We start from the raw sequence: 12,862 nt of genomic DNA, 5'->3' as shown, positions 1-12,862 counted from the left end.
CGACGACCTCTCCCCGCAGGCGGGGAGAGGTTAGTAGCCCTCGACGTAGCGATCCTGACGGCTTACCTCTTAGCCGTGCCGCCCCTGACCTCACCCGCCATATCGGCCGAGCCGGCCGCGCTGCTGCCCGAGCGCTTCCTTCGGTGGTTCGCGTCGCGCAGCTGGTCGCCGCGTGAACATCAGCTGGAACTGCTGGCCAAGGCCCGTGAAGATCGCTCGGCGCTGCTGATCGCGCCGACCGGCGCCGGCAAAACGCTGGCGGGTTTTTTGCCGACGCTGGTGGAACTGTCTACTCCGCCACCGGGTGCAGGGGAGGGCGCAAAGAACGTCATCTCCACCGGCCGCGGCGTCCAACGCACCGGCGGTCTACACACGCTTTACATTTCTCCCCTGAAGGCCCTCGCGGTCGATATCGCGCGCAACCTGGAGACGCCGATCGCCGAGATGGGCCTCCCGATCAAGGTCGAGACCCGCACCGGCGACACGCCGGTGTCGCGCCGGCAGCGGCAGCGGCGCTATCCGCCGGACATTCTGCTCACCACGCCCGAGCAACTGGCGCTGCTGCTGTCGTCCGACGATGCGCCGTTCTTGTTCGGCTCGTTGAAGCGCATCGTGCTCGACGAATTGCATGCGCTGGTCACGTCCAAGCGCGGCGACCTGCTGTCGCTCGGGCTGGCGCGGCTGTGGCGGCTGGCGCCCGAAATGCGCGGCATCGGATTGTCGGCGACGGTGGCCGAGCCGGAATCGCTGGCGCGGTTTTTGGTGCCGCAGCGCGACCGCAAAATCGAGTCCGCCGACATTGTCGTCGCCGGCGGCGCCGCGGCGCCCGTGGTCGAGATGCTCGACACCAAAGAACGTCTGCCATGGGCGGGGCATAGCGCCCGCCATGCGCTCGGCGAAATGTACGAGCTGATCAAGCGCAACAAGACCACGCTGGTGTTCGTCAACACCCGCAGCCAGGCCGAAATGCTGTTCCAGGATTTCTGGCGCATGAACGACGACGGCCTGGCCATTGCGCTGCATCACGGCTCGCTCGACGTCGCGCAGCGCCGCAAGGTCGAGGACGCGATGGCGGCCGGCAAATTGCGCGGCGTGGTCTGCACCTCCTCGCTCGATCTCGGTATCGACTGGGGCGACATCGACCTCGTGATCAATGTCGGCGCGCCGAAGGGGTCCTCGCGGCTGATGCAGCGGATCGGCCGCGCCAACCATCGACTGGACGAACCCTCGCGCGCGGTGCTGGTGCCGGCCAACCGCTTCGAGGTGCTGGAATGCGCGGTTGCGATCGATGCGATCGCGGAGAATGCGCAGGATACCCCGCCGTTACGGATCGGCGCGCTCGACGTGCTGGCGCAGCACGTGTTGGGGTGCGCCTGCGGCGAGCCGTTTCTTTCCGATGAGCTCTATGCGGAGGTACTGACATCGGCGCCTTACTCTGGTTTGACGCGAACCGATTTCGACGACGTGGTCGATTTCGTCGCCACCGGCGGTTACGCGCTGAAAACCTATGAGCGCTTCGCGCGCATCAAGCAGGACAAGCAAGGCCGCTGGCGCGTCGCCAATCCCCGCGTGCGGCAGAGCTATCGCCTCAACGTCGGCACCATCGTCGAAGAACCGATGCTCAAAGTCCGGCTGGTGCGTTCGCGCGGCGGCGGCTCGGGATCATCAGGCCCACTTGGACGCGGCGGGCGGATGCTCGGCGAGATCGAGGAATATTTCATCGAGGGACTGGTGGTCGGCGACACCTTTGTGTTCGGCGGCGAGGTGGTGCGCTATGAGGCGCTCGCCGAAGATCAGGTCTACGTCTCCCGTGCCAACGACGCGGATGCCAAGGTGCCGTCTTATATGGGCGGCAAGTTTCCGTTGTCGACCTATCTCGCCGAGCGCGTGCGTAAATTGCTCGACGACAAGCGTGCCTGGAACGCGCTGCCCGATCAGGTGCGCGACTGGCTGTCGCTGCAACGGCATTTTTCGCGCGTGCCGGCGGTGCGGGAATTGCTCATCGAAACCTTCCCGCGCGGCAACAAGCATTATTTGATCTGCTATCCCTTCGAGGGGCGGCTGGCGCACCAGACGCTCGGCATGTTGCTGACGCGGCGGATGGAGCGGGCGCGGGTGCGGCCGCTCGGCTTTGTCGCCAATGAATATGCGGTCGCGGTGTGGGGGCTCGGCGACATGTCGTTCATGATCCGCCAGGGCAAGCTCGATCTCAACGCGCTGTTCGATCCGGACATGCTGGGCGACGATCTCGAGGCGTGGCTCGCCGAATCCGCACTGATGAAGCGCACCTTCCGCACCTGCGCGGTGATATCAGGCCTGATCGCGCGGCGCTTCACCGGCGAGGAAAAATCCCGCCGCCAGGTGCTGTTCTCGACCGATTTGATCTACGACGTGCTGCGCAAACACCAGGCCGACCACGTGCTGCTGCGCGCCGCGCGCGCCGACGCCGCCACCGGGCTGCTCGATCTCAAGCGGCTCGGTGATATGCTGTCGCGTATTCAGGGCCGAATCATCCATCGGGAACTCGACCGTGTTTCGCCGCTGGCGGTGCCGGTGATGCTGGAAATCGGCCGCGAGTCAGTTTATGGCGAAGCAGCCGACGAGTTGCTGGCGGAAGCCGCCGAGGAACTCGTCAAGGAAGCGACAGGGTAGAACGTGACGGCATCGGCGCAATCTTCGGACGATGATCAAATGGCGCGGGTTTCGAAGGTTGCGATTGCGGATGTCACTTTCCTCGCCGATCTCTCCGGCGCGCTGTTCTGGCAGGAACAGCGCCTGCTGGTCGTTTCCGACCTGCATCTGGAAAAAGGCTCCAGCTTCGCCGCGCGCGGCGTGCTGCTGCCGCCTTACGACACGGTGGCGACGCTGAGCCGGCTTGCCGCCGTGATCGCGCGGCACGACCCGCGCATGGTGATCGCGCTCGGCGACAGTTTTCACGACCGCGATGCGCATGAGCGGCTGTCCGCGCCCGACCGCGAGGCGCTGTCAGCGATGCAGGCGCGGCGCGACTGGATCTGGATCGCGGGCAATCATGATCCGGCGTTGCCGTCCGATCTCGGCGGCGTCGTCGCCAGTGACGTCGCGATCGGCAACATCACGTTCCGTCATGAGCCCACGGGCGCGTCAGGCGAGATCGCGGGCCATCTGCACCCCAAGGCCCGCGTCGCCACGCGCGGCCGCGCGATGGAGCGGCGCTGCTTCGCCTGCGACGGCGAACGCGCGGTAATGCCGGCGTTCGGCGCCTATACCGGCGGCCTCAGCATCCGCGATCCGGCGTTCGCAAAGATATTCCAGACACCGGGCCTGATGGCGCACGTGCTCGGCGACAACAGACTGCACGCGATCGCAGCGTCGCGGTGTTACTGAGAGAGCGACCGCAGCTCACCGTTGATACGAACCAAAGCTGATACGAGCCAAAGCCAAGCGAACGCGCATCAGCGTCTGCGACCGAATCTATCGGTAGATTTCGAAATTGTGAGTCAACTCCGTTTCACTATGCGGTGAGCCATTGTTGATTGGCGCAACAGCACCGCGCCAAGCTATCGACAACGGCACATGGAGTTCGGCGACGGCCGAAAGGGAGTCGGTGTCCTCCATGCGTGCCGCGACTCCAATGCGTCAACGGGGTTCATCGACTACCTCGAAAAACGCATCAGGCCTCGGCGGGAGAGCCGGGTTGTCCCTCCGGGACAACGGGCCAATTACAAAACAAAGCGAGCTGTAACTCGCTTAACCATGGAGCAAATACCATGAACTACAAAACACTCGTTGCCGCATCCTTGATGTCGGTCGCTCTGTCGTCCGCAGCGTTTGCGCAGTGCACGGACTGCGCAATGTATCCGGATCGCGATGTCCTGAACAAAGGCGCGCCGACCCCCGCCAGCAAGATGATGGCGGAGCCGGGCGGCCCAGCAGGTGCGAGCGCCGCGAATTTTGAAAACGGTGCGTACAATGCACGGGCCGGAGCCAGGGTGGCTGGAACGCAGCGCCGCCACCCCCACGACGCCAACGCTTCCATGGCCGGGGGTTTTGCGCCGGCCGGTGCCCCGTCGCAGCGGGTGTACCTCAAGAACCTGCACGACTCCGGATACAATCCTGCCAGCGATGTCGATGGCGCCGGCAACATGAAAGTAAACTGATCCCCCGACGCACCATTCGGCATGCGTTACTTGGTGCGCACCCCAGCCCTCGCAAGCGGGAGAGGGGGCGTGCCGAGTTCGCCGCAAGCTACGCCGCCTTCGCCTGCACCGTATTGCAAAACTCCGCCAGCCGATCGGCGAGCCGCAACGTGGCGGGGCTGGCATCCGGTGCGGCGACCAGCGCGACTTCGGTGCGGTCGATCGGCGCAAAACCGTCTTTCGCGGTCAGCACGCGATGGTCGGCCTGGATCGCCATCTCGGACAGAATGCTCAGGCCCATGCCGGCGGCAACCGCGGCCTGGATGCCGGAGAGGCTGGAGGACGTGTAGGCCATGTGCCAGGCGCGGCCGGCGCTTTCCAGCGCGTGGATCGCGCGCGAGCGATAGAGGCATCCGGTGGGAAAGCCGATCAGCGGCACCGAGCCAGTGCTGGTGTCGCGGGGCCGGCTCTTGCTGGTGACCCAGTGCACCCGTTCGGGCCACACCGCGATGCCGATTTTCTCGCCGGCGGCGCGCTTGAACAGCGCCAGATCGAGTTCGCCGCGTTCGAGGTCGCGCTTCAGGTAAGTGCTCTGGTCGGAGCGGACATCCATCCGCAGCTGCGGATGCGAGCGCGAAAACGCCGCCAGCAATTTCGCCAGCCGGTAGGCGGCAAAATCTTCGGGCACGCCGAGCCGGATCGCGCCTTCACTGCCGGGGCGCGTCAGCACATCGCGGGCCTCTTCCGCCAGCGACAGCAGCCGCCGCGCATAGGACAGCAACCGTTCGCCGGCCTCGGTCGGCGTGACGTCCTTGCCGCTCCGGTTCAGCAACGGCTGGCCGACGTCCTCCTCCAGACGCTTGATCTGCTGGCTGACGGTCGACTGGGTGCGGTGGACGCGCTCGCCGGCGCGGGTGAAGCCGCCGGAATCCACCACCGAGACGAAGCTGCGCAGCAGTTCCAGATCGAGCATGGCCATGGCTCGTCTCACTCCACAGAAGTGACTATTCATAAATTCACTGAGTGTCAGTTTATCATTTAATTTCTAAATATCAAGGCGCGGGCCTACATCATTGGCGAAGGAGACTTTCCATGTCGCTCGCGCCCTCGATTGCCGTTCCCCGCACCGGTTTCAATTGGCTGCCGCTCACGATCACGCTGTTCTGCCTGCTCTGGAGCTTTGCCTTCGTCGCCGGCAAGATCGGTGTCACCGATTGTCCGCCGCTGATCCTGCTCACGGCGCGGTTTTCGCTCGCGGGCGTGCTTATCCTCGGCATATCCGCACTGCGCAACGAAGGCTGGCAACTCAGCTGGCGCGACGCCGCCGTGTTTGCCGTGCTCGGCGTCGCCAACAACGCGCTCTATCTCGGGCTCGGTTACACCGGCCTCAAGACCGTATCCGCCGGCCTCGGCGGGCTGATCGTCAGCGCCAATCCGGTGTTCACCGCTGTCGCGGCGGCGGTGTTTCTCGGCGAGGTGCTGACCTGGCGCAAGGTAATGGGACTTTTACTCGGCATCGCCGGCGTCGGCTTTATCGTCTGGCATCGCATGTCGGTTGGGTCAGACAGCATGGACGGCATCGTCTACACGCTGGCGTCGCTCGCCTCGATCGTGGTCGGCACCATCCTGTTCAAGGTGCTGGCGCCGAAGGGCAGCCTGTGGGTCGGCAACGGCGTGCAGAATCTCGCCGGCGGCCTGGCGCTGCTGCCGTTCGCCTTCACGTTTTCCAGCGTCGGCGACATCGTGCCGAGCGCGCGACTGCTCGGCGCATTCGCCTTCCTGGTGCTGGGCGGATCGATCCTGGCCTATTTGCTGTGGTTTCACCTGCTGAAGGTCTGCGGCGCCACCGCTGCGAGCGCCTATCACTTCCTGATGCCGCCGCTCGGCATGCTGTTCGCCTTCCTCGTGCTGGGCGAGCACGTCGAATTCCGCGACCTGCTCGGGATCATTCCGGTGGCGCTCGGGATTTATCTGGTGACGCGGCCCAGCAGAGCCGCTGGTGCTGCGTGAACGCGGCGATGCTAATCAGCCTGTTGTGAAATGGACCGTAGCCCGGATGAGCGCAGCGATATCCGGGAGCCATCGCGACACTGCCCCGGATGTCGCTTCGCTCATCCGGGCTACGTCGGGATTCAATCCTTCCGGAACACGATCGACGCCATCCAGCCCGTCATCAGCGCCATGAAGGCCGTCACCAGCCCGTAGGCGAAACCATTGTTGTGGGCGGCGTTGGCGATGAACTGTTCGAAACCGACTTTGACGATCTCGAACGCGGTTTCGGTGCGCGTGACCAGCGTGCCGTCGGCGAACAGCTTGATTTCGACGTCGTAGGTGCCGATCGGCACCTCGCCCGGCAGCGGAATGCCGGTGCGGAACAGCGTCGGCGTCAGGAACGTCACCGCCGATTGTTCCTCGCGATAAAGCCCGTGCTGGGTACGCAGCCGCACGAACGCGCTGCGGAACGGATCGTTGGGCACGACGTCGGCAAAATCAGGACCGACGCGCTGGGTCAGCAGGACATTGTTGAGCCCGAGTTGTTGCCGCCGCTGCACTTCGGGTGAGGCGATGGCGTCGAACGGCCGGTTGGAAAACAGCGCGAGATAGGTCGGCACTTTGAGGAATTGCCGGGAGTCGGTGTTGATCCAGATGCCGAACTTGCGCTCCTTGCGCCGTGTCACCATGTCGGCGCGCGGTCCGCTGACGGTCACGACCAGATCGTAATTGTTGCGGCCGGCCGGCGTCTGGGCGTCCTTTTCGACCGAGCCGAACAGCACCAGCTCCTCGCCGGAATAATTCGGCGTCACCGTGACGCGGTGGTTCGACACCGACACGATCAGCCGCTCGGCGCATGCCGGCGAAATGGCGAGCGCAGCACCCAGCACGAGACTTGCCACGATGAGCGAGGCGCGCGCGCTCATACCCCGCCTCCCGTTTCGCGGATCGTGAACAGATCGGCCGGCCGGATCACCAGTTCGACGGCAAAGCGGATACCGACGGCGAGCACCAGAAGCCCGAGCAGCAGCCGCAGATGTTCACCGCGGATCTTCTGGCCGGCGCGCGCGCCGAACTGGGCGCCGGTCACGCCGCCGATCATCAGGATCAGCGCCAGCACGGCGTCGACCAGATGATTGGTCACCGCATGCAGCAGGGTGGCGAATATCATCGTCACCAGCGTCAGCACCATCGAGGTGCCGACCACGGTCGAAGTCGGCACCCGCAGCACGTAGATCATCAGCGGCACCAGGATGAAGCCGCCGCCGATTCCCATGACGGCGCCGATGAAGCCGATGATCAGGCCGATCACGACGACGGGGATCACGGACAGGTAGATCTTCGAGCGCTTGAAGCGCATCTTCAGCGGCAGGCCGTGAATCCAGCCATGGCTGCCGGGGCGGCGTATCGTCGCCGCGCCGCCGCGGCGGGTCCGCAGCAGCGCGCGCAGGCCTTCCCAAAACATCAGCCCGCCGACCGTCGTCAGCAGGATGACGTAGGACGTCGCGATCAACAGATCGAGCTGGCCGAGCGAGCGCAGCAGCGTAAACGTCCAGACCCCGAGCGCCGTCCCGACGGTACCGCCGGTCAACAAGACCAACGCCAGAATGGGATCGATGGATCGTCGCCTCCAATAGGATATCGCGCCCGAGAAGGAGGAAGCCGCGATGTGGCTCGCGACCGAGGCGACGGCGACCGCGGGCGCGATGCCGACGAAGATCAACAGCGGCGTCATCAGGAAGCCGCCGCCGATGCCGAACATGCCGGAGACGAAACCAACCGCCGCGCCCATCGCCAGGATGAGGAAAACATTGACGGGAATGTCTGCGATCGGAAGGTAGAGCTGCACGCGCGTCTGCTTCTCGTTGTCTGCCGTTGACCTGGCCTAACGGCCGCCCAGGGCATGGTTTCGAGCATTTGCCGGCAGTGGAATCCGATTGGCGCGCAGGGTCAGCGCACGCGGACCGGTTGCCGCATCTTTGCATAACCCAGATCAGTGGCAGGGGGGACTAAAGAATGCCCCGGAAGGCAATTATTTGCCGCACCTGCACACACTTCCGACGGCGGCGTGAAACATTCGGATGAATGCACTGCATCACATTTGCGTGGCCGACCGGGCCCGGCGGATTCAGGGCTTTCCGAGGGGATCGGTGACGAGGTTCATGGCGAGCGCCTCCTTGGGCGCAAGCCAGCGGATGTCCTTGGTCTCGGACATCGCCTGCACGACCGACGACGAAACCCCCATTTTGGTCATATAGCCCAGCACCGCGCCTGATATCTTCTGGGCTTCGGCGAGCGGATCATCCACTTGCTTTGTCGTGGTAAACCGGTGCACGCCCAAGCCTGAACCCAACACGCCGATGCGGCTCTTGCCGCCGGCATAGACGAGCACGCAGGCGCTGGCGCAATAGGAGGGTTTGACGCGGCCCGCGGCATCGGCGGTGCCGACCGCCGTGATCAGTCCGCGCGAGCGAATGATCTCGCCAATGATCGCGGCCTGATTCAAATCGCCGCCGGGCGAAGACATCAGGATCACGTCGCCGGCGGCAAGCTGGGCCTCGTCCAGTTTCTCGCGGAACCATCTTGCGGCCCCGGGTCCGATCTCTCCCTTGATGAACAGGGCACGCCGATCACGCGCGGCGCCATCAAGATTGAGTTTGGCGACCACCGAGGAGGTCAGGCTCGGCGAGACATACTGGTCCTTCCAGTAATCCCAGGCATCGGGCCGCGAGAGGTCGCGATAGGCCTGGATGGCGATGCCGGCAAGCAAAAGAACGAAGATGAGAATGGAGCCGAGCGGCCATTGGCTCCGCACCGTTTGCGGTTGCTGCGGAGGAGGAGGCGGCAGCGGAGCAGATCGCCACGGCGAAGGCGCGGAGTGCTCGGCCGGCTTGCGCGGCGGCGCGACCGAAGGCCCGGTCGGCGACCTTCGGAAACGGCCTTCCCCGTCCTGACCATCTTCGGCAGACAATCGATCCTCACTGCAAAGCCGCGCGAGGCCACGCCGGCCCCGTCAGATCATACGGCTTTATATGGAGGGATTATCGGGTCGATGCCAGCGGCGCCGCCGCCGAGGCTGCGGCGCGCTTGGTCGAAGCCTGCTTGGCGGCGGGTTTGGTCGCAGCTGCGGGCGCAGGCGCCGGGTCCCAGCCGCCGGCCGGGGTTGCGACATTCACGGCGGCGTCGGGCTGCGGCTCCGGCGTAAAGGTCTGGATCGCGAGCTTGGCCGCGGCCAGCGACTGGGCGTCGAGGCGCTTGGCGATATCGTCACGCTTGCGGCCGGAATCGGCATCGCCCTGCGCGGCGGCGAGGCTGAACCATTTGAAGGATTCGGCGAGGTTCTGCTCGACCCCGATGCCGCGGGCATAGAGGATGCCGAGGTTGAACTGGCTGTCGGCGACGCCGCGATCGGCGGCCTTGCGGAACCATTGCGACGCGACCTTGTAGTTGGCGCCCTTGCCGCCGCCATCGGCGTCGAGAACGGCCAGATTGTGCATCGCCTTGGCGTTGCCGCGTTCGGCCGCCTGCAGATAGTAACGCCGCGCGACATCGGCGTCCTTTTTGACGCTCATGCCCTTCTCGTAGAAGGTGCCGAGCCGGAAGATCGCGGGCACCACGCCGGCTTGCGCCGCGCGGTCATACCATTTCGCGGCTTCGTCGAGATTGGCTGCCACGCCCTTGCCCTCGGCAAAGCGCACGCCGACTTCATAGGCTGCGGTCGGATCGCCCTTCAGCGCAGCGGCGCGCAGCATCGGCCCGCCGATGCCATCGGGCAGTTGCTCGCCCGGCGGCACCTGCACCATTCCAGGCTTGCCGTTGGCCGGCAGGGCCGGGAGCGCGCCGGTGATATCGCCGGCATTGATCGGCGACATCACCGCCTGCGGCGGGATGGACATCGCCGCCTGCGGCGGGATCGCGGTCTGCGGAATAGCGGCTTGAGGAATTATGGCCTGAGGAATCGTGGATTGGGGAATAGCGACTTGCGCGCCATCCAGCGTGTTCGGTGCGGAGCTGTTGTTCGATTGCCGTCCGATCGGGGCGGGCGACATCATGGAGGGCCCAGCCGGTGCCGGCATGGCGGGCTTGGCGCTGTTCTCGGCCGGGGCCTTTGAGGCCGGCGCCGGATCGGTGGATTCCATCTGCGGTATTTGCGGCGCGCTGCCGGTGTCGAGCAGCGTCATCGCCAGCTGGAAGGTGCTAAGCACGATCGCGAATACGCTCGCGCCGACCAGCAGCGAGCGGATCTTGGAAGTGATGTTCGACGGCTCCTTGCCGTCGGTCTTGCCGTTGTCGATGGCCGTAACCTTGGCGGAGGTCTTCGAAGTAGCCTTCGAGGCGGCCTTCGCAGCGGCCTTGGCCGCCTTCTCGTTGGCGGGCGCGGCGGCAGCAGCCTGCGCGGCACGGCGGGCGGCGGCGATGAAGCTCGACGAACTGACCGGCTCCTTGGCGGCCGCGGAAATTTCGTTGATCACGCTTTCGGATGCGGCGATCCGCTCCGATGGCGACGACGCCCGTGCGGTCGGCCGTGTGCCCGGCTCCAGCGGATGATCCGGCGGCAATTCCGGCGCGATCGCGGTGCGCGGCGGGGCTGCGTGCGGCTCAAGGATTTCGCTGATGGCGCGCGGCGTCATCGGCGGAATGGCCGGCGGCGCTACCGGCTCCGCGGCATGGAAGTCGCGCGGCGCGGCGGTAAAATGCTCCTGGGAGGCTGCGGGATTCGGCAATTCCGGTTTCGGCTGCGGCGCAAAGGCCTGCGGCTGAGCCTGAGGGACATAGGCCGGCGGTGCAAAGCTCGGCGGCGGCATCATCGCGCGCGGCGCTTCTTCGCGGGCTTCGTATGCAGCAGGGGCCGGCGCTGCCACGGGCGGTGCGGCGCGAACCGCGCGCAAATCGCCTTCGATCATCGCCAGCCGATCGACCACATGGCCGAGCGTGCTGTGAACCGTCTCCAGCGAATCCTGGGTGCGGCGGTCGGTTTCCGACTGGTTGAAACGGATGTCCGACAGCTCACGCTTGACGGCTTCGACGATGCCGGAATCCATCGACTGCGGTGCCGCATAGCTGCTGGTGTTGTCGGCGAGCCTGGCCAAATTCGCGTGCTGGTGTTCGAGATGGCGCAGGATGTCCTGCAGCCCTTCCTCGACGCGCCCGAGATTGCCGCCGCCAGAACCGCCCTGGCTGCCGGAGGTCTCCAGGCGTTCCAGCAGATAGGTCACGCGCTGTTCGAGATGGGTGAATGCCGAAGCATTGTCGTTGCCGGCCGGGATCCGATCCAGGCGTTCGGACAGCGAGCGCAGCGCGCCTTCGATATATTCGGAATTGTCGCTTGCGACCGGCCGCTCGCGCGTTTCGATCGACGAGGTCAGCGCGGCAATGCGCTGTTCGAGGCTGGCCAGCGACTCGCTGTTGTCGCCGGCGCGGGACAATTGATCGACCTTGGCCGACAGCGCATGCAGATCGTCGGAAACCCTTGCCAGCGCATCGTTGGACGCAACGTTGGAGGCGATCGCGCGCATCGCCGAGATCGCGTCTTCGAGCTGACGCACCGTCGACGGATCGTCGTTCGTACGCAGGATCAGGTCGAGCTTGGTGCCGAGGTTGCGGATCGCATCGTCATAGCCCGCGAGTTGCTCCGCCGGCTTCAGCGAGCGCAGCGCGTCGTAGATTTCGCCGAGCGCGCGCTCGAGGTTGGCCAGCACGTTGGCGTCCATGCCGTTCTGGCGGGTTTCGTCGATCCGGCGCGACAGCGAGCGGATTTCGTTCTCGATCGAATCGATCGCCTGGCGTGGCATCGCTTCGGTAATGGCGCGGCGGATGTCGGCAAGCTCGGTGCGGAAGGCCGCAATCGACTGCTCGACATTGTCGGGGCGCTGCATCGCCTCGATCTGGCTCGTGATCTTGAGCAGATGCCGTTCCAGCGACGAAAAATCCGGACCGGCGGGCATGGGAGCAGGTGCCGGCGCCGGTGCAGGCGGCTGCATCGGTGGCGCATAAGCCATGGCAGGGGCGCTCGGCGCCATCGGCGGCATACCTGCCGCCATCGGCGGCGCGCTGCGCGGCGGCATCTGCCGGGACGGCACCCCGTCCAGTTCGTTCTGGCGCGCGGCGATTTCGGCGATCGCCGAATCAAACGACGTCGGGCTCAGCGGCGGCGAGGGACGATAAACCTGGGCTGCGGCGCGCTCGACCAGGTCGGTCTGGCGCTGCCTGTCCTGCATCGTTGGCTGGCGGGGAGCGTGGTTTGAAATCTGCGACAGCCGCGCATCGAGCCGCGAAATGGCGTCGTTCAGCTGCCGCGCGACGGTCGGCTCAGCGCGGGGCGCTTCGGTTCGGGGCGCGTCGCTCCGCGGGGCGGGGCGGGAAATCTGATCGATCTGCCGGGTGATCGAATCGAGCCGCTGGTGAATGTCCGCAACCTCGCGGCTCTCCGCGCTCGGCGTCGCCGGCTGCTCGTCATAGGACGCACGGAAATTCGGAGGGGCGGAATCACCGATGGTGGAATTGAGCCAGTCGCTCAGCGACATGCCAGCGCGCCGCGCGGCAGCCTCGGCCCTTTCGCGGACCGATGGATCGATGCCCTCTACACTCCACGATACGCGCGAATTCATGCTCTCGTCCGGTTCTGACTCCGGCGCTTCCTGCGCCTTCAGCCTCCCCGCGCGTCCCAACCAGGAGACAATCGAATTTTGCGCAGGTCGTCTGCCTCAGAACCTGACTTTTTCGCGTTACGGTAAATAACGGGTTAAGGAATG

9 protein-coding genes are annotated in these 12,862 nt (G+C 65.5%); 4 read left to right on the top strand and 5 right to left on the bottom strand.

What is annotated here, in order from left to right; genetic code table 11:
• Positions 1–75: 75 nt before the first annotated feature.
• From JQ600_RS29990 to JQ600_RS29980, 3 genes are all read left to right on the top strand, one after another.
• Positions 76–2,652 carry a ligase-associated DNA damage response DEXH box helicase gene (locus JQ600_RS29990; protein WP_312011072.1) on the top strand — a complete coding sequence of 859 codons (2,577 nt, stop codon included), beginning with the start codon at positions 76–78 and terminating at the stop codon, positions 2,650–2,652.
• 39 nt (positions 2,653–2,691) lie between these two features.
• Positions 2,692–3,366 carry a ligase-associated DNA damage response endonuclease PdeM gene (gene pdeM / locus JQ600_RS29985; protein WP_212390708.1) on the top strand — a complete coding sequence of 225 codons (675 nt, stop codon included), beginning with the start codon at positions 2,692–2,694 and terminating at the stop codon, positions 3,364–3,366.
• Between the two features lie 383 nt (positions 3,367–3,749).
• On the top strand, positions 3,750–4,139 hold the full coding sequence (locus tag JQ600_RS29980; protein ID WP_212390709.1) for a hypothetical protein: 390 nt from the start codon (positions 3,750–3,752) through the stop codon (positions 4,137–4,139).
• 88 nt (positions 4,140–4,227) lie between these two features.
• On the opposite strand, the gene JQ600_RS29975 is transcribed toward JQ600_RS29980, so the two are convergent.
• Positions 4,228–5,091, bottom strand: a complete 864-nt coding sequence (locus JQ600_RS29975) for a LysR substrate-binding domain-containing protein (protein WP_212390740.1) — start codon at positions 5,089–5,091, stop codon at positions 4,228–4,230.
• A gap of 119 nt (positions 5,092–5,210) precedes the next feature.
• On the opposite strand from JQ600_RS29975, the gene JQ600_RS29970 reads away from it, so the two are divergent.
• A complete protein-coding gene (locus tag JQ600_RS29970) occupies positions 5,211–6,128 on the top strand; it encodes a DMT family transporter (RefSeq protein ID WP_212390710.1) in 918 nt (305 codons plus the stop codon).
• Positions 6,129–6,250: 122 nt separating this feature from the next.
• Here JQ600_RS29970 and JQ600_RS29965 read toward each other — a convergent pair whose 3' ends face one another.
• From JQ600_RS29965 to JQ600_RS29950, 4 genes are all read right to left on the bottom strand, one after another.
• Complete coding sequence (locus tag JQ600_RS29965) at positions 6,251–7,036, bottom strand: TIGR02186 family protein (RefSeq protein WP_212390711.1); 786 nt, start codon at positions 7,034–7,036, stop codon at positions 6,251–6,253.
• Positions 7,033–7,959, bottom strand: coding sequence for a sulfite exporter TauE/SafE family protein (locus JQ600_RS29960; RefSeq protein WP_212265293.1), 927 nt, complete (start codon positions 7,957–7,959; stop codon positions 7,033–7,035). Before JQ600_RS29960 ends, JQ600_RS29965 begins: the two co-directional genes overlap by 4 nt.
• A 279-nt stretch (positions 7,960–8,238) precedes the next feature.
• On the bottom strand, positions 8,239–9,081 hold the full coding sequence (locus JQ600_RS29955; RefSeq protein WP_212390712.1) for a hypothetical protein: 843 nt from the start codon (positions 9,079–9,081) through the stop codon (positions 8,239–8,241).
• 70 nt (positions 9,082–9,151) lie between these two features.
• On the bottom strand, positions 9,152–12,718 hold the full coding sequence (locus JQ600_RS29950) for a tetratricopeptide repeat protein (protein ID WP_212390713.1): 3,567 nt from the start codon (positions 12,716–12,718) through the stop codon (positions 9,152–9,154).
• Between the last annotated feature and the right edge of the window lie 144 nt (positions 12,719–12,862).

Origin of the sequence: Bradyrhizobium sp. AUGA SZCCT0176 (assembly GCF_018130145.1) — a bacterium.
In the GTDB taxonomy this organism is placed as follows: Bacteria; Pseudomonadota; Alphaproteobacteria; order Rhizobiales; family Xanthobacteraceae; genus Bradyrhizobium.
The sequence above is the reverse complement of the archived record's forward strand: the minus strand, read 5'-3'. Positions and strand labels throughout refer to the sequence as shown.

Coding starts and splice junctions, on each gene's coding strand:
- pdeM (WP_212390708.1), top strand. CDS start 2,692: ATGGCGCGGGTTTCGAAGGTTGCGATTGCGGATGTCACTTTCCTCGCC.
- JQ600_RS29980 (WP_212390709.1), top strand. CDS start 3,750: ATGAACTACAAAACACTCGTTGCCGCATCCTTGATGTCGGTCGCTCTG.
- JQ600_RS29975 (WP_212390740.1), bottom strand. CDS start 5,091: ATGCTCGATCTGGAACTGCTGCGCAGCTTCGTCTCGGTGGTGGATTCC.
- JQ600_RS29970 (WP_212390710.1), top strand. CDS start 5,211: ATGTCGCTCGCGCCCTCGATTGCCGTTCCCCGCACCGGTTTCAATTGG.
- JQ600_RS29965 (WP_212390711.1), bottom strand. CDS start 7,036: ATGAGCGCGCGCGCCTCGCTCATCGTGGCAAGTCTCGTGCTGGGTGCT.
- JQ600_RS29950 (WP_212390713.1), bottom strand. CDS start 12,718: ATGAATTCGCGCGTATCGTGGAGTGTAGAGGGCATCGATCCATCGGTC.